This is a genomic window from Mucilaginibacter terrenus (assembly GCF_003432065.1).
In the GTDB taxonomy this organism is placed as follows: Bacteria; Bacteroidota; Bacteroidia; order Sphingobacteriales; family Sphingobacteriaceae; genus Mucilaginibacter; species Mucilaginibacter terrenus.
In genome coordinates, this window is sequence record NZ_QWDE01000001.1 from 583246 (window position 1) to 605698 (window position 22453).

Annotated in this window: 15 protein-coding genes; 11 read left to right on the forward strand and 4 right to left on the reverse strand. The window is 45.7% G+C overall.

What is annotated here, in order from left to right:
• The first annotated feature begins 4 nt into the window (after nucleotides 1-4).
• The 4 genes from DYU05_RS02370 (at nucleotide 5) to DYU05_RS02385 (ending at nucleotide 5028) form a co-directional block, all read left to right on the forward strand.
• Nucleotides 5-2371 carry an ABC transporter permease gene (locus DYU05_RS02370; RefSeq protein ID WP_117381372.1) on the forward strand — a complete coding sequence of 789 codons (2367 nt, stop codon included), beginning with the start codon at nucleotides 5-7 and terminating at the stop codon, nucleotides 2369-2371.
• A gap of 401 nt (nucleotides 2372-2772) precedes the next feature.
• Nucleotides 2773-3387: a recombination mediator RecR gene (recR, locus tag DYU05_RS02375; RefSeq protein ID WP_117381373.1), complete on the forward strand. Its 615-nt coding sequence runs from the start codon at nucleotides 2773-2775 to the stop codon at nucleotides 3385-3387.
• A 5-nt stretch (nucleotides 3388-3392) separates the two neighbouring features.
• Nucleotides 3393-4229, forward strand: coding sequence for a glycosyltransferase family 2 protein (locus tag DYU05_RS02380; protein ID WP_117381374.1), 837 nt, complete (start codon nucleotides 3393-3395; stop codon nucleotides 4227-4229).
• A complete protein-coding gene (locus tag DYU05_RS02385) occupies nucleotides 4213-5028 on the forward strand; it encodes an SDR family oxidoreductase (protein WP_117381375.1) in 816 nt (271 codons plus the stop codon). Before DYU05_RS02380 ends, DYU05_RS02385 begins: the two co-directional genes overlap by 17 nt.
• 20 nt (nucleotides 5029-5048) lie before the next feature.
• Here DYU05_RS02385 and DYU05_RS02390 read toward each other — a convergent pair whose 3' ends face one another.
• Both DYU05_RS02390 and DYU05_RS02395 read right to left on the reverse strand, forming a co-directional pair.
• Nucleotides 5049-10670, reverse strand: coding sequence for an alpha-2-macroglobulin family protein (locus DYU05_RS02390; protein ID WP_117381376.1), 5622 nt, complete (start codon nucleotides 10668-10670; stop codon nucleotides 5049-5051).
• 126 nt (nucleotides 10671-10796) lie between these two features.
• Nucleotides 10797-12125, reverse strand: coding sequence for a sensor histidine kinase (locus DYU05_RS02395; protein WP_133300150.1), 1329 nt, complete (start codon nucleotides 12123-12125; stop codon nucleotides 10797-10799).
• A 186-nt stretch (nucleotides 12126-12311) separates the two neighbouring features.
• On the opposite strand from DYU05_RS02395, the gene clpB reads away from it, so the two are divergent.
• The 4 genes from clpB to DYU05_RS02415 all read left to right on the forward strand — a co-directional run bounded on the left by clpB (nucleotide 12312) and on the right by DYU05_RS02415 (nucleotide 18591).
• Entirely contained in the window at nucleotides 12312-14903 is a 2592-nt protein-coding gene (clpB, locus tag DYU05_RS02400) for an ATP-dependent chaperone ClpB (RefSeq protein WP_117381378.1), read from the forward strand.
• A 248-nt stretch (nucleotides 14904-15151) separates the two neighbouring features.
• The gene (locus tag DYU05_RS02405) at nucleotides 15152-16765 is read left to right on the forward strand and encodes a hypothetical protein (RefSeq protein ID WP_205771773.1); all 1614 of its coding nucleotides are present in this window, start codon (nucleotides 15152-15154) and stop codon (nucleotides 16763-16765) included.
• A gap of 143 nt (nucleotides 16766-16908) precedes the next feature.
• Nucleotides 16909-18150, forward strand: coding sequence for a cation:proton antiporter (locus DYU05_RS02410; RefSeq protein ID WP_117381379.1), 1242 nt, complete (start codon nucleotides 16909-16911; stop codon nucleotides 18148-18150).
• A 96-nt stretch (nucleotides 18151-18246) separates the two neighbouring features.
• On the forward strand, nucleotides 18247-18591 hold the full coding sequence (locus DYU05_RS02415; RefSeq protein ID WP_117381380.1) for a phosphoribosylpyrophosphate synthetase: 345 nt from the start codon (nucleotides 18247-18249) through the stop codon (nucleotides 18589-18591).
• Nucleotides 18592-18716: 125 nt separating this feature from the next.
• On the opposite strand, the gene DYU05_RS02420 is transcribed toward DYU05_RS02415, so the two are convergent.
• Nucleotides 18717-19694, reverse strand: a complete 978-nt coding sequence (locus tag DYU05_RS02420; RefSeq protein ID WP_117381381.1) for a GlxA family transcriptional regulator — start codon at nucleotides 19692-19694, stop codon at nucleotides 18717-18719.
• A 307-nt stretch (nucleotides 19695-20001) separates the two neighbouring features.
• On the opposite strand from DYU05_RS02420, the gene DYU05_RS02430 reads away from it, so the two are divergent.
• From DYU05_RS02430 to DYU05_RS02440, 3 genes are read left to right on the forward strand one after another with little or no spacing between them, the layout of a single operon-like run.
• Nucleotides 20002-20250, forward strand: coding sequence for an SRPBCC domain-containing protein (locus DYU05_RS02430; protein ID WP_262511246.1), 249 nt, complete (start codon nucleotides 20002-20004; stop codon nucleotides 20248-20250).
• 36 nt (nucleotides 20251-20286) lie between these two features.
• The gene (locus tag DYU05_RS02435; protein ID WP_117381384.1) at nucleotides 20287-21030 is read left to right on the forward strand and encodes an isocitrate lyase/PEP mutase family protein; all 744 of its coding nucleotides are present in this window, start codon (nucleotides 20287-20289) and stop codon (nucleotides 21028-21030) included.
• Between the two features lie 38 nt (nucleotides 21031-21068).
• The gene (locus DYU05_RS02440; protein ID WP_117381385.1) at nucleotides 21069-21740 is read left to right on the forward strand and encodes a DinB family protein; all 672 of its coding nucleotides are present in this window, start codon (nucleotides 21069-21071) and stop codon (nucleotides 21738-21740) included.
• A 24-nt stretch (nucleotides 21741-21764) separates the two neighbouring features.
• On the opposite strand, the gene DYU05_RS02445 is transcribed toward DYU05_RS02440, so the two are convergent.
• The gene (locus tag DYU05_RS02445; RefSeq protein ID WP_133300151.1) at nucleotides 21765-22346 is read right to left on the reverse strand and encodes a hypothetical protein; all 582 of its coding nucleotides are present in this window, start codon (nucleotides 22344-22346) and stop codon (nucleotides 21765-21767) included.
• Nucleotides 22347-22453 lie beyond the last annotated feature (107 nt).

A 22453-nucleotide genomic window follows, 5' to 3' on the forward strand; every position in this document is an offset into this window, starting at 1 on the left:
ATATATGCTGACGAATTACTTTAAAATAGCCTGGCGCAATATTACCAGGCATAAACTATATAGCTTTATAAACATAGGCGGGCTGGGTATTGGCATGGCGGTAAGTTTTATGCTGCTGTTGTATGTGTATAATGAATTTACCTTTAACAAGTACCACGAGAAAGGCGATCGCATCTATCAGTTATTCCGCAACCAGGCAGCAAGCGGCGAATTGATCACCACCAACGGCATGTCCGTACCAATTGCAGCAGCTATACGCAAAGATTTCCCGGAGCTTGAAAAAGTTGCCAGGACAAACTGGGCCTATGATAACCTTTTTGGCTATAAGAACAAATCGTTAAAGCTGGAGATGATCTCTGCTGATCCCGATTTTTTGGATATTTTTACTATAAAACTTCTAAAAGGCAAACGACAGGATGTTTTCAGCAACGTTCAGTCGGTAATTATTTCTGAGTCGGCAGCTAAAGCTTTATTTGGCACGGAAGATCCGATAGGTAAAACACTCAAATTTAACACGACGGGTACGGTGATGGTATCCGGCTTGTATAAAGATCTGCCTGAAAACGGCTCATTTAAATTCAAGGTTTTTGGATCATGGGCCGGGCTGGAAGCAAACCAACCGTGGGTCAAAAACTACTCGTGGGGCAACTTTTCCTTTAAGACCTATGCGCTTGTAAAGCCAGGTATAGATGTAGCCCGTTTAAATGCTAAACTGGCCGGCACCATAGAGAAGTATAACAGTGCCGACAAAGAGAATAAGCTTTTCTTATATCCTTTTGAGCGTTTACACCTGTATAGCGAATTTAAGAATGGGGTAAGCGTTGGTGGTGCAATACAATATGTAAGGCTTTTTATGTTCCTGGCATTGGGCATCCTGCTTATTGCCTGTATTAATTTTATGAACCTGTCCACCGCCCGGTCAGAAAACCGGGCCCGCGAAGTTGGTGTACGTAAAGTGGTAGGCGCAAGGCGCTTTGCCATTGTAAAACAATTTTTGGGCGAGTCGCTGCTTATGTCGGCCGTATCCTTTGTTTTCGCAATTGTTTTGGTGACTATTCTGTTAGATTACTTTAACAGCATTATTCACAAAAACCTGGCAATACCTTACCACCTGCCACAATTTTGGATAGCAGCAACAGGCATTATACTGATAACCGGCATTATAGCGGGCAGTTACCCTGCCTTGTTCCTTTCATCATTTAAGCCGGTTAAGGTGCTTAAAGGGCTTAATAAAACCGGTAACGCAACCTTACGGCCCAGGCAGGTACTGGTTACCCTGCAGTTTGTATTTGCCACCTGCCTTATCCTTTCTACCATTCTTATCTACAAACAAATACAATACATAAAAAACAAGCCTGCAGGATACGACAGAAATGGCGTAATAGAAGTTTCACAGGAAGGGAAGTTATACGACAAGTTTGAACTGTTCAGGCGAGATGCTATTGAGGCAGGTGCCATTGTAGATGGCTCCGCAACATCAGGCACAATTTCCACCCGCAACAGTTCGTCGTGGGGCATTACGTGGCCAGGGCAACTCCCGGGAGAAGACAAGACGCCTATTGACCAAATTGTTACCACTTACCATTTTACCAATACTTTTGGTGTGAAAATGGCGGAGGGACGCGACTTTGAAGAGGGCAGGCCAAGTGATACCCTCGCTATTCTAATGAACGAGGCCGCCGTTAAGCTTATGCGCCTCAAGAGTCCCTTAGGTACAAAAGTAAAGTGGCAGGGGCAGGACAGGGTAGTTATAGGGATTATGAAGGACTTTATACAAGGCAGCCCGTCCGAACCAATAAACCCTTTAATAGTGGGCTTTATGAAAGACTGGAATGGGACAGCAAATCTGCGGCTTAATTCGCGTATCTCTGTGTCATCAGCATTAAGCAAACTGGAAGCTGTTTACAAAAAGTACAACCCTGAGTACCCGTTTGAATACAAGTTTTTAGATGAGTTGTACGGCGAAAAGTTCCGTACCGAGCAATTGCTGGGTACGCTGGCCAATTCTTTTACGGTGCTGGCAATTGTTATATCATGTTTAGGTTTGTTCGGGTTGGCATCATTCTCGGCAGAACAGCGTCGTAAAGAGATAGGCATCCGTAAAGTGCTTGGCGCCACAACTGCGCATTTATGGTATAGCCTTTCAAAAGAATTTGTAGTGCTGGTACTTATTGCTTTTGTAATAGGCGCAGGCGTAAGCTATTACTTCATGAGTGACTGGCTTAGCCGGTACACTTACCATACAGATATCAGCCCCTGGGTATTTGCGGCAACTATACTCATCAGCTTATTGGTTACGCTCACCACCGTTAGCTGGCAGGCCATAAAAGCGGCGTTGAGCAATCCTGTAAAGAGCCTGAGAAGCGAGTAGGCCACATCTTTAACAATGTATCAGAAAGAGGCGCTTTAAGGTGCCTCTTCTTGTTATGTAGCTAATATATCTGCAGAAGATTGCTTCCTATATAGCATTTAAAAGTGTCCCGCTTTAGGTGTTCCAATCATTATGTCGACAAGTGGCGTTAAAACCACATATTATTGAAATATAAATATTTACAAATTTTACCTGAAGTTTTTGTACTGTCCCGAGGTGTCCCGCTTGATACTGACAATCAACTGTAAGCCTGTGAGTTACATATTTTAGCTGTCCCGGGTGTCTCGCTTGCTAAGCGGGACACCCGGGACACGTGCAGCCGGAATTTACATAATGAAATATGACTATGGTGTTGCTCCGGATCAAGTCATTTTATCTATTAAAACGTTTAACTTCGCGTAATGAATTTTTCGTCAAAACTGCTGGAGGATGCCGTTGCTGAGTTTTCTAAATTGCCGGGCGTAGGGCAGAAGACCGCCTTAAGGCTTGTGCTGCATTTGCTTAACCGCGACAAGGAAGACGTGGCGCGTTTCAGCAGCGCGATAAGCCGGCTTCGCAACGAGATACAGTTTTGCCAAACCTGCCATAATATATCAGATCAGGCGGTTTGTGAGATCTGCGCTTCACCAAAGCGCGATCATTCGATTATTTGTGTTGTGGAAGACACCCGTGATGTGATGGCGATAGAAAACACCAGCCAGTATAATGGTGTGTATCATGTTTTGGGCGGCTTGATATCACCCATGGATGGCATAGGCCCGGCAGATCTTGAGGTTGATACTCTGGTAGAGCGGCTAAAGGACGGTGGCGTTAAAGAAGTTATCTTTGCGTTAAGCGCAACCATGGAGGGTGATACCACCATATTTTACCTGCATAAAAAATTGAAGCAATTCAGTATAAATATCTCCACCATAGCGCGTGGCATAGCGTTTGGAGGTGAATTAGAGTACGTGGACGAGATTACTTTAGGAAGATCTATAGTGACCCGTGTACCGTACGAAAATTCATTATCCTGACGCTTATGAAACTCTCGGTTATTGTAGTTAACTACAATATGTGCGCGCTGCTAAAACAATCGTTAAATTCTTTAACTACTGCATGTAACAACATTGACTATGAGTTAATTATAGTTGATGATGCGTCCACAGACAGGTCTGTTGCCATGGTTCATAAAGAGTTTGCAGACAACGCACTGATTGTGAACGAGAAAACCTTGGGCGTTGCTAAAAGTCGCAATCTGGCGTTAAGCAGCGCAAGAGGCGAGTATGTTTTACTGGTCAATGCGGATACAATAACCGCCAGCAACACGCTGGAAAGCACATTATCTTTCATGGATATGCACCAGGATGCAGGTGCTTTGGGTGTGAGGATGCTTACACCTCAGGGCCGTTTCCTGCACATCGCGCGGAGGGGCTTTAACCGTACATGGGAAGGCTTTTTCAGCATTACAGGGCTAGCTAAACAGTTCCCTAAATCAAGAATATATAAGCATCTCAAAGACAACTGGGTAGATGAATTTGAAACCGCCGAAGTAGACGTAGTGAATGGCGCATTCATGTTATTACGCAATTCTGTACTACAGCAGGTTGGTGGCCTAGACGAGCGTTTCGCCTACTTTGGCCATGATATCGACCTTTCTTACCGGATCAGGCTTGCGGGTTACAAGAATTATTACTTTCCAAAAACCTATATCATCAACTTCAGGAAGCAGGTGCAGTCCAAATTTACATGGAGCTATATCAGGCACTTTTACGGCGCTATGTTTATATTCGCCGGCAAATATATGTTCAGCATGCCGGAGATAAAACTTCCGGGCGTGCCGCAGCTATTTGCCCCGAAATATGAAGTTGAAAGATAAAGTAGTTGTTATTACCGGTGCCTCTTCCGGCATCGGGAAATCCTTAGCTATAGAACTTGCCAAACGAGGCGCTAACCTGGTGTTAGGCGCACGCCAGTATGTAACATTATGCACCTTAGCGCAAAACATCGAAACGCAGCATCATGTTCGCGCGGTTGCAGTTCAGTGTGATGTGACCGTAGCAGATGATTGCGCCATGCTGATTAAACAAGCGGTGCTCACTTTTGGCAGGGTAGATGTATTAATTAACAATGCGGGAATATCTATGCGCGCGCTCTTCAAAGACGCCGACCTTAGTGTTCTAAAAAGCCTGATGGATGTTAACTTCTGGGGAACGGTTTATTGCACCAAGTACGCGTTGCCGGAAGTATTAAAAACACAAGGAAGTATTGTTGCTGTGTCATCAATAGCCGGTTACAAAGGGCTCCCGGGAAGGTCTGGCTACTCAGCGAGCAAGTTTGCGATGAATGGCTTTATGGACTCCTTGCGTGAAGAAAACCTTAAAACGGGCGTACACGTAATGGTGGCCTGTCCGGGCTTTACAGCATCAAATATCCGTAATACTGCACTTAACCAAAAAGGTACACCACAAGGCGAAAGTACCCTTGAAGAAGATAAAATGATGACGTCTGACGAGGTAGCTACCATTATATCGAATGGTATAGAAGCCCGCAAACGTACGCTAATCATGACTCGTCAAGGTAAGCTCACCGTTCTCATGAGCAAGTTCTTCCCGGCGTTGCTGGACAAAATGGTTTATAATGTATTTGCAAAGGAGCGGAATCCATTGCTGAAATAGCGCTCCTTTACAATCCATTTTTACTTTACTACTTCAACCCATTGCCCTTTAATCAGCGCGTTGATGTCGTGGTTGTACATTGCCTCGCAGTAAGTGGAAGGCAGGTAGTATTTACCGGCATACGCGGCATTGAGCATTACATAGTAGGTCACTTCCTGACCTTCATTTAAACGGAAGTAGGTATTCACCCTGTCGTCACGTATGTCGCGGTAGTCGGATGCGGAAGACTTGAATGCTTCATCGTTATTCAGCATCCTGGCATTCAATATCTCCCATCCCGACGGGAATATTTGCGTAAGCGCTAGATTATCGTACCTGCCGCGTTTACCCGGGTTTTTAATATTCACCTGGGCAACAAAGTCGCTGCCTTGTTTAAGGGAGCTTACGTCCAACGGTTTACCGCCCAATGTAAAGTATCCAACACGCATACTCATCACATCAGGATTTACATAAGTTTTTATATCCTGTCCCGCAGATGGCTGCCCGCGCTGAATAAGCCGTACATATAAGCGATTAGAGCCGGCATTTTTCATGGTAACGTTACCGCCGTTAGCTGCTAAATCCTGCTGCCACATATACGAGCCCGAATTTACATTGCCGCTGCCCCCGGTTGCCTTGTAGTTGAACATTAGTTTAGCACCTGTTTTATTACTGCCACAGTATTGAGCAATAGCCACCAACGAGTAAGCCGTAGTTTGGGTGCTGTACCAGCTATCCTGTGAAAGCCTTGCAGCAACGCTGCGCAGTAAGCCTGCCGCTTTTTGCTGCTGACCAAGAAGTGTTAGTGTTTCCAGTATCATGGCTTCGTCGCGCAGGTCAGAACCGTAAGTGCCATACATCAGGTTGTAAGGCTTAACGTCTGTAGACAACCCGCGGATCATGCGCAAACCAACCTCCGGTTGCCCCGCTAGTTTGTAGGCAGCGGCAAGCCGCCAACGTGCTTCATTACTTACGTATTGGTACTCTTTTAAGCGGTTCATGGCACCCAGTTCAGGTGCACCGGCAAGCGCAAGCAGGTACAATCGATAGGCCTGCACCAGGTCTGTATAATAGTAATAGTCGTGTATGTTGGTGCGTGGGTCAGGCGACCAGTTCACGGCCTTCTGCTTTTGATAACGCTTCCATTCGTTCAGCATCCCGGCTGGCAGACTGTAGCCTTTTGCCTGTGCCGACAGCAGGAAGTGCCCTGCATAGTTGGTTCCCCACTCATCAGCATCGCCCTGGCCCGGCCAGTAACTTAAACCGCCACCCGGCACCCGGAAGCCGTTCAGGCGGTTAATAGCCATTTTGATGTTACGGTCAGCTTCGGCTTTTTGCCGACCTGACAAGTCAAGCAACTGGTTTAAGTATAGTTGCGGAAAGCCTGCCGAGGTGGTCTGCTCCACACAGCCGTGCGGGTAAGTAATAAGATAATCCAGTCGTTTGCCAAGATTGAGCGGCGGAATGCTGGCAACTTCAAGCGTAGCCTTGTTCGTTCCGTTTATACCCAAAGCGGTGTAAGGTGTAGACCAACTTTCGCCTGGTCTTAACTCCTTGTCAATGATCCTGGTTACCGGCGGATTAGGATTACGCACATTCAGCTCAACATCGTTTACTGCTGTTTCGCCTCCTGCCTTGGCAATAATGCGGACTTTACCTACGCCTACAAAATCCTTAACATCGAGGTCGAAGGTCACCAGCTGATCGCCGGGTTTGTCAAACCTGATCGTACGTGTGTTGTTGCCGCCCAGATTACTGAATGCATTTGACTGCACCTGCACCGTCACGTTTTTGATGTTGTTTTCCATCGCAAATACAGTTACAGGTAACTGCACCTTTTCTGACGGGCCAAGCACGCGCGGAAGTGTAGCGAGTATCATTAATGGCTTTTTAACAGCCACCGCCTTTTCCGCAATGCCGTAAGCCCCATCGTGGCCCGCAACTATCATAACCTTAACTGATCCTACATACTGCGGCAAAGTGAACTTTCTGGTTTGTTTTTCACCTTTACCTAACCTAAACGGCCCCAGAAATTTCACCACGGGCTTAAACCGGTTAACAGTGACGTTCTTGTTCATGCCCCCGGTACCGTCACCACCAATACTGAGGATGCGTTCCAGACCGCCTCCAAAAGCACCCATTACATAGTCGTATAAGTCCCAGGTTTTTACGCCCAGCGCTTCCCGAGCGTAAAATGCCTCATGTGGGTCTTGTACCTTAAAGTTGGTGATGTCCAGCAAACCCTCATCAACAACGGCAATGGTATAGGTCATTTCCTTACCAGATGCTTCTGATACATCAATGGAGGTGGTTGTTTCCGGTTTTATCTTATCCGGCATGCTTATTACCGGCCTTAATACAGTCTCAGGGTTCTCCACTGTTAGAGGGATTGCGCCGTACATGCGGATAGGCAAATCATTGCGGGTTTGCGAATGCCGCTGCAACAACGTTACATTCACAAAAACGTTGGGTGCCATTGTCTCGTCTGCTGTAAACGTATAGCGTGTTTGTCCCTTTTTAGTATCTATCCAAACAGTCTTAAGTACCTTGCTGCCGTTTTCAAAACTTACCAAGGCATGGCCGTCGTTCATTGTAGGAATGGTGAGTGTAACATCTTCGCCAACCTTGTAATTCTTTTTGTCTGATGTGAACGACAGCATCGACGCGTCTGTAGGGTTCGTTTCCTGCAAGCGCGACGACCAGTTTGGCCAGTCTACATAAATGATCTTACCGGTGGAGTGCCCTGTTGCTTCATCACGTACCCGGATGAGGTAACGGCCCCAGTCTGCGTGCTTAATGCGCATTTTCCAATTACCACGACCGTTTTGTACAAGTACGTTCTCGGTAGAGATCAGCTTGTTATACTGGTCCTGAGTAAAGTTGCTCATTTCGTTGCCGGTTTGATCCCACCACCAGCGCCATTGTATCTTATAGAGTTCAACCGTAACATAGTGCGACCCGGCAAGCGGGTTGCCTTTGGTATCTACGTCGGCAATTTGTATATTGTGGTCTTTATCAGTCACCAGCATGCCCGACAAGGCAGCACCTTCCGGTGTCTTTATTCCCACATATCCCGGGTAAACGTTGTAATCTATACCCGCTTGCTGCAGACTGAAATTGCCGCCGGGCTCAAATACTTTCACCACAAAGTTGGCACGCAATTGCCCCGGCGCCTGTTTTTCTACGTTAATGTCAGCGTTCACATCTGCAAGGCCGTTCTCATTCAGGTTACCCTCAAATACGGTTTGGGTTTGTGTGTTAAAAGCAAGGGTGGGGTCGTCAAAAACATAATCTTCGAAACCCTTAAACGAGGTGTTTTTTGCAGATAAGAATGCATCTACTTTAGCTTTCAGGTTTTGAGCTGCCCCACCAAATAGCCACTGCGCACTTAACCGGCCATTTACGCCGCTGCCTTTGGTTATAGTAGCCGCTCCGCCAAAATCCAGCTTAACTTTTAGCCGGTTAGGCATAATGGTTTCTACCTTAAGGTTCTTTTGGAACGATGCACCACCTACTTTTACAGTGGCCGACCAGTTACCCGTAGGAGAGGAGGTCTCTGTTGCAACATGGAAGCTGTAAAAACCATCTACTGAACTTGTGCGGGTAAGCTTCTTGTAAAGCTGCCCATTGGGATTAGATAATTCAAACTCTACCGGATGATCTGCAGGCAGTGCCTTAAGTTTATCTTCCAGTATAAAGGTTACGAATATCGAATCGCCCGGTCGCCAAACACCGCGTTCTCCATATATGAAACCTTTTAAGCCATTCTGTACCTGTTCGCCGCCCACGTTAAACCGTGATAACGGTAACGAGCTGCCGTCGTCCAGCTTCAGATATCCACGCTCCTTGCCGTTTTTAGCAACTAAAAGGTAAGGCTTGCGCTTGTTCTCAAAACGCATTAAACCGTCGCCGTCCGATGTTCCTTTAACAATAACTTGTTTCTGATAATCCAGCAGTTCCAGGTCAACACCTTTCATTGGTTCCGCAGTAAGCAGGTTGGTCACGGCCACCAACGTGGTGTTATCGGCACCACGTTTAGCGATGAGCCCAATGTTCGAAGCTATAATGTTGCGGGTTGCCCAGCGCTCCTTGTTAAAGTAAGAGTTATTGCAAGGATCATCGCGTTTGTCCCATTCAAAACCTTCGGGATAGTAGTTGTCATACTTAGCCCAAAAATCATCGTCTTCGTCGCTTACACCACCTGTATTTCCGCCGTATTCGCCGCCGTCGTCGTATTCATCACCACCATCCTCTTCGTTGTTGTTTGCTTTAAGGACAGCAGTACCTGCTGAGCAACTGTACAAAGAGTATTCTTGTCTGTACCCTATAATCACACGGTATATAGCACCTGGTTCAGCACGGAACAGCTTATCCACGTCCAGCATAAAGCGGTTCTTTTTATGCAGGTTGAGAGATTTATCTTCAGTTAACGATATTGTTTTCTGTAACACAGGCTTGCCTACCTGCCGCAATTCAGCGCCGCCATCAAAGCCGTTTGTTTGGAAATACTGCGGTACGTTATTCTCGTATATTTTTATGATACTTACGTCTACGGCTTTCAGGTTCACTGCTTCAAAAGGCATTAGCAATTTACCCGAGTCGGGAAGGATAACACCTTTACCGGGTATGGTAACGGCAGGCAAACGGTTTTCAAAAAACACGTTGGCGCTATAGCTTTTGCTGATTTTTTTATGAAATACACTTTCTACACCTTCGTTAACAGTAACGCTGAAGTTGCCTTCCAGCCGTTGTGGCGCATAAACCTTTACTACACTGCCATCAATAGTGTAAGCAGCATCGGTAAGTTCGCCGATGCTTATCAATCCGTTAAGTTCCTGGCCAACCATAATCGGATCAGAAAACTGAACCGCAACGTATTGATCATTCTCCTGAACAGCCTTAATGTCAAGCACCTTAAAGTCGCCTACGGCAGGCACATCAAAAGCCTGGTTGCCGGTTTTATCTACCTCAAGGCTGCTGCCATCCCATTTAACATCAACGGGTTTAAATATGCGGACCCGCTTAATTGAGGAAATAACAAATTTGTGTTTCTTTCTCACGTTATCGTGCTGCCAGCTTAGCTTAACCGGTTGTTCATAGCTGGCGCTTATAATCTTTTCAACGCTGGCGGCATCTTCATAATCGGCAGTTTGTATTGTGCCGGTCAGCTTCATCTCGTCTGACGAACGGTTTGTAGCGCTTGTTAAACCAAAGAACGACACGCTGAAGTCCGGCTTGATCGTTTGAAAATCAAATTTGAAGTGTTCGTACTCACCGTCAACCTTTATCAGCTTGCCCAGTTCAAAATCTACATCATATTTTTTATCAGCATCCAGCTTGCCGTCGGGTTTAAACTCGATGGTACGTTCATCTATCCAGTAAGCCTTTCCTTTTACAGAAGGAGATAGGTCGAACAATTTGCTGTTAACTTCCTCGCCCTGGGCGTGCGTCACCTGAACCTCGCCGGCCAGCTTTACCCTGATGGCGCCCTGGCGGGAAATAACACCGGTCGTGTAAGATTCGATATAGCGGCTAAATTCCGTTGAAGGCGTGCTTCGGTGATTGCTTCTTGCAAAGTAGATAACGGCTGCAATAAGTATCAGTGATACGGCTAAGGTTACCTGGCCTCTTCTTGAATAGAAAAGGCGATAGATGTAATTCATGGGTAGGTTAAATTTGCCTATGAATTTAGGTAATAATAGTTTGATTATTTATGTAAAACAGGTAAATATTTTTCTACTTAGGCAATAATATATGTACGTAATTGCAAGTTGTTGTCGGCCTGTTTATTAAGCTACGACAGGAAGTTCGATAGTAAAAATGCTGCCCTTACCCTCAATACTTTTAACATTAATTTTGCCCTGGTGGCTCTCCACTATTTGCTTAACAATGCTAAGTCCGATACCTGTGGACTGCTCACCGCGCAGACCTGTTCGGCCAGCACCCGAAAAACGTTCAAACAAGCGTGGTAGCATTTCTTTAGGAATTCCCATGCCGTGATCTGTTACGCGGATCACTACGCGATTCTTAATTACGTTCAATGCCAACTCAACAGAATCGTTTTCTTTAGAAAATTTAAGCGCATTACTAATCAGGTTGTCAATCACCCTCGGGAACTTCTCATGGTTGATCTTTGCAAATACTTCCGGGGCTTCACTTTTAAATACCACCGTATCTTTACCGCCCAGCTGTACCTTCCATCCGTTGGCTATATTCTTTAAGAACGCGTTCATGTCGGTTCGTTTGGTGTCCAGGCCCGCGTTCTCATTTTTAGCAGCTTCCAACAAGTCGTCTATAATGGTGCGCGCTTTAACGCACGACTGGCGCATAAGGGTGAGATTCTCCTGTGTTTCCTCGTCTATATCCTCCATTTCCATCACCATCGCTAGCGACTCAACAGCTGCAATAGGGTTGCGCAGATCATGAGCTACCATGCCCAAAACCTCGTTCTTAAACTGGTTGGCCTTTTCAATTTCGGCGGTTTTTTCCCGGATTTCTACTATCTGTCCGTAATAGCTGGCTTTATACGAAAAAAAGTATCTTGATGTGAGATAAAAGCCTGAAAGCAAAATAGCCGAGATCATTTGGTTGTAGGTCATTTCCGTTGCGCCGGCACCGGCGTGAAACAGTAAGATGGTGAACATCAACTCCACGCTAACAAGCAGTAATATGGTCTCGTAATATTCAAATACAAACAGCACACTTACCATACTCAACGCCACGAGGTAGAGGGTGAGCGCATTGCTGGGGTCACCGGTAGTTATAAAGCTGCTGTACATACCACACATAATAATGTACAACGAGAATACAAATACCAGCAATGCCATTGCTGTTGTGCCCCGCTTGGTAGCCTTAAAGCTTTCTATAGCTAGATAGCTCAGCAAGTAAAATATAGGGGTTACAATTATAAATATCCAATTGGTGGAGCTAAACTCCGGGAAGTTTTCGGCTTTGGTAAGGCTCTCCGGAAAAACATGGTACAGGATGCGGATAACCGCATTAAGCGCAAAAAATACCAGGCTGGCGGTACGTACGCTTAACAAATTACGGTAAGTGTAATAATTGCGGTAAGCAAATACATACTTGCCGGGCAATCTCGAAAAATAGTGCGTATCCAAAGTTTAGATGAATTAGTAAGGGTTCACCAAAAATAATATATCAATAGCAAATAAACTAACGTGCTATCCTGCTGTTAAGGCATGTTTTTTCCAGATCAGCCGACAAATTGACTGTAAAGCAGTTGGCTAAATGTCAAAACTTCTGAATGTAGCATATGGCAGAGCATTTGTTAACAACTTAGTACTATGAATTTTAACAACTACACCATAAAAGCACAGGAAGCCGTGCAAAAGGCTTCTGAAATTGCCACAGGCAATCAGCAGCAGGCTATTGAGCCCGCTCACTTGCTGAAAGGCTTATTGTTGGTTGATGAGAACGTAATAAGCTACCTGTTAAAAAAACTAAACGTAAATATCAACCGCCTTAACGATACGCTGGACACCCAGATAGCATCGTACCCTAAAGTAAGCGGCAGCAACATATATTTATCCTCAGCTACTAACTCATCGCTGCAGAAAGCACAATCATATCTAAAGGAATTTAAAGATGAGTTTGTATCTGTCGAACATATCCTGCTGGGCGTTTTATCGTCTGGCGATAAAACAGCTTCCGCTTTGAAAGACGCGGGTGTGAACGAGAAAGACCTCAAAAAGGCTATTGTTGAACTACGCGGTGACAACAAAGTTACCGACCAAAACGCCGAAGCTACTTACAACGCGCTTAACAAATATGCCCGCGACCTTAACGACTATGCAGCTTCGGGTAAGCTTGACCCGGTTATCGGCCGTGATGAGGAGATCCGCAGGGTAATACAAATATTATCCCGTCGTACCAAGAACAACCCTATTTTAGTTGGTGAGCCTGGCGTGGGTAAAACCGCCATTGCTGAGGGTATTGCCTTTCGTATTATCAAAGGTGATGTACCCGAGAGTTTAAAGACAAAAACCGTGTACTCGCTGGACATGGGCGCCTTGGTTGCGGGCGCCAAATACAAGGGCGAATTTGAAGAACGGTTAAAGGCCGTGATTAAAGAAGTTATCCAGAGCGATGGCGAAATAGTGTTGTTTATTGACGAGATACACACCCTGGTTGGTGCAGGCGGGGGCGAAGGCGCCATGGATGCTGCCAACATTCTGAAGCCTGCACTTGCACGTGGCGAGTTAAGGGCCATTGGTGCCACCACACTTAACGAGTACCAGAAATATATTGAGAAAGACAAAGCGCTAGAACGCCGTTTCCAGAAGGTTATGGTGGACGAGCCGGACACTGCCGACGCAATTTCCATCCTGAGGGGATTAAAAGAACGTTACGAAGCACACCATAAGGTGCGCATTAAAGACGAGGCGATTATTGCCTCAGTTGAAATGTCGCAGCGCTACATATCTGACAGGTTTCTACCTGATAAAGCTATCGACCTCATGGACGAGGCTGCTTCAAAGCTTCGTTTGGAGATGGATTCGGTACCTGAGGCTGTTGACGAACTGGAACGTCGCATCATGCAACTGGAGATTGAGCGGGAAGCTATCAAACGCGAGAAAGATGACCGCAAGGTTGAGGAGCTCAGCAAAGAAATAGCTAATCTGTCTTCGGAGCGTGATTCCCTCCGCGCCAAATGGCAGGGTGAAAAAGACCTGGTGGATGGGATTAACCAAAAGGTTGAACAAATAGAAAATTACAAGCTGGAGGCAGACCAGGCGGAACGTGCAGGTGATTACGGTAAAGTGGCCGAATTGCGATATGGTAAAATCCGCGAAGCACAGGCTGAGGTAGACCAACTTAAGGCTGCTTTAGAAGCCAATAAAGACGACAACCGGATGCTGAAGGAAGAGGTTACTGCCGACGATATAGCTGGCGTGGTAAGCCGCTGGACTGGTATACCGGTAAGCAAAATGATCCAGAGTGAACGCGAGAAATTGCTTAACCTGGAAGAGGAATTGCACAAACGTGTCGCTGGGCAGCAGGAAGCGATAGAAGCCATAAGCGACGCTATACGCCGCAGCAGGGCAGGGTTGCAGGATAAACGCAAACCAATAGGTTCGTTCATCTTCCTGGGTACTACCGGTGTTGGTAAAACCGAGCTGGCTAAAGCGCTTGCCGAGTACCTGTTTAATGATGAGAACTCGATGGTGCGTATAGACATGAGCGAGTACCAGGAACGCCACGCCGTGTCACGCCTGATAGGAGCGCCTCCGGGCTATGTGGGGTATGATGAAGGCGGCCAGTTAACCGAAGCCGTTCGCCGCAAGCCATATAGCGTGGTACTGCTTGACGAGATTGAAAAAGCACATCCTGATGTATTTAACATATTGCTGCAGGTACTGGATGATGGCCATTTGACCGATAACAAGGGCCGGGTGGTGAATTTTAAGAATACCATCATCATCATGACCTCTAACATCGGCTCTAACCTCATTCAGGATAACTTCCAGAACTTTGAGGACAGCGACAAAGAGCAGGTGATAGCAAAGACCAAAAACGAACTGTTTAACCTGTTGAGGCAAACCATCAGGCCGGAGTTCCTGAACAGGATAGACGAGATCATCATGTTCACGCCGCTGAGCCGAGACGAGATCACCGATATCGTCAGGTTGCAGTTCGCTCAGTTGCAGCATACACTGGCCGACCTGGGCATCACTATTGAAGCGACAGAAGAAGCTTTGGACTGGCTGGCGCAGTTGGGTTATGACCCGCAGTTCGGTGCAAGGCCGTTAAAACGGGTGATACAGAAAAAGATAATGAACGAACTGTCGAAACAGATACTGGCCGGTAAGGTAGATCGCGACAGTAAGATAAAACTGGATATGTTTGACAACAACTTTGTGTTCCTGAACGCGTGAGTGTAATTTGTGATGATTGAGTTGTGGTTGATGAGTGACGAACCAAAGCTTCAGATACAATTCAGAACGGAAGAGCTGCCTTAGGGCGGCTCTTTTTGTTTAGGGGTATTTCTGTACAGCTACCGGGTGTTTTTACCCAATTTAACTTAATTAACAATTAGATAATACGTTTTGTATAACTAATTGAAACCTAATATACAGCTTTGAACGTATAATTAACAACACTTAACTACCACTTACAATCCATTATGAAATTCTTCTTTACAATGAGGTTGCCGCTGGTTTCATTAGCGGTAACGGCACTGCTGGCCACAGGCTGCCAAAAGAACGACAGTTTAAAGCTGCCGGAAACCAAAACAGAAGCAACAACCACCTTAGCAACGCAGGCTGTAACGCTTACGCAAGGTTTTGAGGTTGGTTCAACCAGCCCCAAAACCGCTTATGACGTGTCGCCAACAGGATCCTCCAGTGGCGATAATGTAACGCTGTCCGGCAACAGCTGGAACCTTTACGACGCCTTGATCGGCAACCTGTCGGGCGATAAAAAAGCAGGTTCATGGTCGGCCAGGATCCGTAACACAGGTAAAATTACCATGCTGTACAATCTTACCACTGGCATAAGCAGTGTTACCGTAAAGCACGCTACTTATACAGGAGATGCTGCCAGCACCTGGGGCTTGTTCTACTCTACAAACAGCGGCAGCAGCTGGACACAGGCTGGCGGTAATGTAACCTCGGGTTCAACCTTGGCAACCCAAACCTTCACCTTTACAGTATCTGGTACGGTAAGGCTGGAGATCCGCAAGTTGGATGGTGGCAGTAACCGCATTAATATCGATGACATAACTGTTAACGATAACGCAGGCGGCGGTAATCCCGGAGGTGGCGGAACGGTAATCACGGGTAAAAAATTCCTGTTCGACGCAAGTCACCTGGAAAACGCGGGCAGCGCCGACTGGCAGATAGATGCAGACGGTACTGAAAACGTTGCATCTTACACAGGCGGTACAACCGTGGAGACTAAAGCACAACGTTACCCAACACCATCATACACCGGCATTACATCAACTACTGCCGAGACTTACTGGAAAGGTGCCATGTCTGCCTGGGCGGTAGAACTGGTTAAAAAGGGCGAATTGGTAGAATCTTTACCTGTTGGCACAGCCATCACTTACGGCAATTCTAGCAATCCACAGGACTTGAGCAATTACGACGTGTTTGTTGTGATAGAACCTAACCGCCTGTTTACCGCCGCAGAAAAAACTGCTATTATGAATTATGTAAATGCAGGTGGTGGCCTGGTAATGGTAGCCGACCATACAGCAGCAACAACAGCGGGTACCGATGCTAATGGCTACAACCCATCAGACCGTGATGGTGACGGCTACGACTCACCACGTGTGTGGAACGACCTGATGACCAACAATGGTATCAACAATAACAACCCTTTTGGTTTTACCGTGAACTATGTAGACATCAGCGAAGGCCCGTCTACTAATGTATATACCGGCACTAATGCCAATGCAGCTATTGTACTTAACGGCGCTGCGGGCAACGCATCTAAACTGGCTTTCTACAATGGATCGGTTGCTACGCTTTCGCCTTCTACAAACTCCAGCGTGCAAGGCTTGTTCTGGCGCAATAGTGTAACAAACGGCGGTAACAGTGGTGTAATGGCATTGCTTGCCACTTATGGCACCGGCCGTATATTCTTCATCGGCGACAGTTCACCATCAGACGATGGTACTGGTGATACTGCCGACAACCTTTTTAACGGCTGGAGCGGTGATGCTCCGTCTGGCTACACATCGCACCCTGCGCTGCACCTCAATGCTTCGCTTTGGGCAGCAAAAGCACAATAGCACTTCTAAGATCAGTTTTGTTTATAGTTAGCAGCGGCGGTCCTTTCGGACCGCCGTTTGCTTTTTAGGTGAATTAACTTGATTAAAAGGCATGGAAACTGGCAAAATTTTGTTATTTTGTAGCTAAGGCAAAACATCATCTTATGGGCATCAACGAAATTCTGAGTATTACCATAGTGCTGGCAGCACTGTTTGCTTACATCAATCATCGCTTTATAAAGTGGCCGCCCACTATAGGCATCATGATTTTGTCGCTGGTAACGTCTTTGCTGTTAGCTTTATTGGGCAGCTCTCAATCACTGCTGTCGTCCAAAGCTGTAGAACTGGTGTCTTCAATAGATTTCAGGGATGTGCTGCTTAACTTTATGCTGAGCTTTCTGCTGTTTGCAGGCGCTATACATATAGATGCCGCTAAGCTCAGGCAGGAGCAACTGCCCGTAATTGTGTTGGCCACGGTAGGGATACTTATTTCTACGTTCGTTGTAGGCGGTTTAACCTGGCTGCTGTTTGGCGTATTTGGGCTGGCAGTGCCTTTTATTTACTGCCTGCTTTTTGGTTCGCTTATCTCAGCTACAGATCCAATAGCAGTGCTGGCACTGCTTAAAAGGGCAGGCATACCCTCGTCTTTGGAACTTAAAATATCCGGCGAATCCCTTTTTAACGATGGGGTAGCTGTAGTAGTCTTCATCACCATTGCTGAGGTAGCTAATTCCGGTGGAGCCGACATTTCAATATTAAGTGTAGGAAAGTTGTTTTTACAGGAAGCCGTTGGTGGATTGCTTTTCGGTGCAGTTTTAGGCTATGCCGGGTTCCTTGCACTGCGTTCTATAGACGATTATAAAGTAGAGGTGCTTATAACACTGGCTATTGTAATGGGCGGTTATTATGTCGCTGGCCACCTGCATGTGTCCGGACCATTGGCGATGGTTGTTGCGGGTATCATCACGGGCAATAAGGCCAGGCAGGACGGCATGTCTGATGTATCACGCGATTACTTAGGTAAGTTTTGGGAACTTATAGATGAGATACTTAACGCTATACTGTTCCTGCTGATGGGGTTGGAGGTGCTGATCATCAAGGTGGATACAACCATTATGATCATTGGAGCCATCTCTATACTTACCGCCCTTGTGGCTCGCTGGATATCAGTAGCCTTGCCGGTATTGTTCCTGCGGTATACCATTAAGTTCGAAAAGAACGCTATTGCCATACTTACCTGGGGTGGATTACGCGGCGGTATTTCCGTGGCGCTGGCACTATCCTTAAGCAGTACCATGTACCGCGACGAGTTTGTGCTCATCACTTACATGATAGTGGTATTCTCTATATTGGTGCAGGGTTTAACCATTGGCAAGGTAGCAACGAGGCTAAATCGGCCTGTTTAGCCTTATACATGCTAACAAGCGCTTTTACCGAAAACAAACGGCAGGATTTTTGAGTTATTCAGTTGATCATTTATCACAGCAACAAAACTACTACCAATGAAAAATTTTGAAACATTAGTTGACGCCACTAACGACCTGATGAAACGCGGTTATGAGGCCAACCTTAGCCTTGAAGGCGACACCATTGACGATAAATCCAAGGACATACATATGACTGCCGAAGACTTTGAAATAGACGAGTTCTATCGCTTCGAGGGACAAAGTAATCCTTCTGATATGTCTATAGTTTATGCAATTAGTTCAGCAAAATATAACTTAAAGGGTATATTGGTGAATGCCTACGGCGCTTACGCCAATGATAGCTCTTCAGCATTGCAGGCAAAGCTCCACCATGGTCAGGTAAGCGACCAACTGCATGGCAGTGACAGGCCGAGCGAATAATAGCAACAATTTAAAGGTATAAAGGCCGGGGTTCGAAAGCTCACACAAGGGTAACTTCCTTGTTTTCGAATCCTGGCCTTTGTTGTTTATTATAAAGTAAGAAGTTACTTCCCCCTGGTTAATAGCTAAAGCGTGTTATTATATTTTGCGCGGTAGGCAAGGGGCGCCATCCCGGTAATTTTCCTGAACACCTCTCTAAAGGCTTTTACATCGTTGTAACCTACTTCGTACATAACTTCATTAACTGTTTTTCGGGTTGTTTCGAAAGCTTTTTTGGCAGTTTCTATCTTTACCCGCTGTGCATATTCAATAGGCGTGTTGCCCGTCGCTTTAATAAACCTGCGGTCAAAGTTTCTACGGCCAATTGCAAATTTAGATGACAGGTCTTCTATAAATATCTTAGTGTCAACATTACTCTCAATAAACTCCTGTGCCTGTTGCACAATTTCATCGCCATGCTGCTTTTGGCCGGAAAAAATGCTGAACACCGATTGGGTGTTTCTGTCAATCTCAATCTGCAAGTATTTGGAACAGTAAATAGCGGTCTCACGGTCATAGTACTTTTGAATCAAATAAATCAACAGGTTCAAAAACGAGTAAGCCCCGCCATTAGTGTAAATGCCGTTTTCATCGGTGATCAATTGGTTGGCCTGTAAATTCACGTTTGGGTACAACTGCCTGAACTTGTCTGCGTGTGTCCAGTGTGTAGAGCAATTTTTTCCATCCAGGATGCCGGTAGCGGCCAATATAAAGGCGCCTGAACACATACTTGCAATATCGGCGCCTGCCTTGTGCTGCTTTGCTATCCAGTCTGTCATAACAGCATTGTCCTCAGTATCTTTCGGGGGCAAGGCAGACGGTATAATAATGAGCTTTGTCTTACGGATTTCAGCTATATGGGCATCAGTTTTAATAGAGACTAGGTTTCTAACATACTCCTTTTTACCAGATGTGCCTGCCACCAGCAGTTGGTATTTAGGGATACGGCCCTGGCTTGTCCAAAAGCGCTCTGCCTGCGAAAACATTTCTACAGTACCTAGTACGCAGGCTACTGTACTTAACAGGCACAACTCTTCCGGGTATAATACAGTAATTTGCTCCATAAGCTTTTTTAACAAAGCTAGGGTAAAGTAATGTCCAAAACAACCCATCATAAAGTCTTAATAGCACCCTTCCTGAGTGTAGTATTGACCATAGCTTTGTTTAAACGAAAGCAAAACTTATGGTTAATGAAAGTTACTCCGTTACTTACCTGACGGATAAATCCCCGACGGAAGTGTTTACCCTACTGGTTAATGTAAGTGGTTGGTGGTCGGGTATATATGGCGAAACAATCGAAGGCAGCTCAGAAAAAGTGGGTGATGAATTCAGTTTAAGGCTGGCGACGGGGTACACTATTCCAGGCAAAAGTTGGTAGAACTAGTACCTGTGAGCAGAATAACCTGGGAAGTGACAGAAAGCCGGCTCACTTTTGTAGAGCAGGAGAGTGAATGGACAGGAACCAAAATTTGCTTTGAGATATCTGAACAGGGAAACAAGTCGGTTGTGAAGTTTACTCATCTGGGCCTTATTCCTGCGGTACAGTGCTATAATGAATGTTCCAGAGGTTGGCGGCAATACTTAGATAACTTATTGAGCAGGGAAATAACACCGGCTTAATACAGTTGCTTAACCATACAACCTCATTCTATTGACATGACAGATTACGAGAAATTCAATCAATTACATAGCCAGGAAAGGCCATTTCTGCTAGCAAATGCATGGAACGTGAAAAGTGCCCAATTGATGCAAAAGGCCGGCTTTTTGGCAATAGGTACGTCGAGCGGGGCTATAGCAGATTCGTTGGGATATGCCGATGGTGAGAAGATCCCGTTTAGCGAGCTGTTGTACATTGTGCAAAGAATAAGATCATCAGTAGATGTTCCGCTATCCGTAGACTTTGAAAGGGGCTACAGCAGCGATCAGGCGGTTATAAATGATCATATTCAGCGGCTGCTTGATATTGGTGTGGCGGGTATAAATTTAGAGGATGCCGAAGGAGAGGCTGTTTATCAAAAAAAGTTAAGCGGTATAAAAAGCTATCTCATAAAAACCAATCAGCAGCTTTTTATCAACGCCCGTACTGACGTATTCCTGCAAAAATTACCGCAGCCATTGCAAACGGTTATCAACCGGGCTAAAACTTACCATTCCGAGGGTGCCAATGGTCTTTTTGTTACAGGTGTAACAGATGCAGCAATAATAAAAGAGATTACAGCGGCTGTACAACTGCCGGTAAATGTAGTAGGTAACGCAAACCTGTCTTCAGTTAAACTGATGGCAGATGCAGGCGTTAAAAGAATTAGCATGGCTGTACATGCTTACCGCGCAACTTATAACAACCTGGAGCAACTAACTAAAAGCGTTGTAGCTTCACAATCGTTAACACCTTTGTTTTAAATCACATCTAACTAGTCTCTTAATATCAACTTCATCACATGAAACAATTACTATCCTGCACGCTGATGGCATTGCTCAGCACTTTTTTTTTCCAAAGCAATGCACAGCAAAAGAAAACAACAAAAAATAATGCTATGAACATCTCAAATACAACAACAGCAAAGGAGCTAACTCAAGTAGAAAGGGAATACGCGCTGGAATTTATTAAGAAAACAGAGGCGGACGTTTTTAACGCCGCGAAAGACCTGACCGAAGCGCAACTTACATTTAAACCTGCACCTGACAAGTGGAGTGTAGAAGATTGCCTTAAACACATTGCAGCAGCGGAGAGTAATCTTTGGGCTATGGTAGATGCATCTTTAAAGCAGCAGGCTAACCCTGAACAAAGAACAGGTATAAAGTTTACTGATGAGGAATTGATAAAAGCCGTAGAAAACCGTTCGCAAAAATCAAAAACTTTCGCTGCCTTGGAGCCGGCAAATTCTCCAGACCGTTCAGCTGCAGAAGCACTTGCCTCTTTTAAAAAGAATAGGGAAAAGTTGATAGCTTTTGTTGAAAGCACACACGAAGACCTGCGCAACCATGTGTCCGTATTACCTATTGGTACGTATGATGCATATCAGTTTATCCTGCTTATTGCGGCACATACCAACCGGCATACACAGCAAATTAATGAAGTGAAAAATGACGCTGGCTTTCCGCGTAAATAACTGAGTTTATTAAAGGTTTCTTGCTTAACGCCTTAACAGGACTTGAAATTTCTCCAGTTTAGCAAGTAGCTTTTTACCCCTGGCCTGCATAGCAGCTGTGCCGGTACGCATCATAAATTTTACCTGATTCTCCAGCTCGTTTTTAATCCAATTAAAGCGGGGGATAAGATTAAACAGCGTATCGGCTGCACATACCTGTACGGCAACTTTTGTTTCCGGGTCTATCATCCAGTCGAAGCAGGTCTCTACAAGGCTCTCCAGGTCGGCTCCGGCAATGGTTTCACGCACGTTAAGCGGGGCTTTTGCATCAGTGAGATGCATCATCACACGGGCGTAATGCCGTTTGCAGCTGGCGTTGGTAACCTGCGGCATGCGCTGCATGAGGTAAGTTATAGTGGTTGTATATAGTTCGGGGTTGGCCAGTATGGCGGTGTCCAGGAGCCAAGCTGCACGAAAACCCGTCTGCTGGTCTGGGTGAAAGGTAAGGTCGACCAAACGGTTAAGGTTAAAGTGTTCTTTAAGCAGTTGTGCAGCTAATTGTTTTACAAAGCCCTTAGTATGATTCTCGTTTAGTTGTTTGATGATGGTTTCTTCGGTAAGCATCATCAATAAAAATATGAAAACTTGCTGATTAAGGTTTCGGAAATTGAAGAAATAGCAGTCAGCATAAACTCCAAAAGAAGTGTCCCAAACGCCCTCCAAGAAGTGTCCCG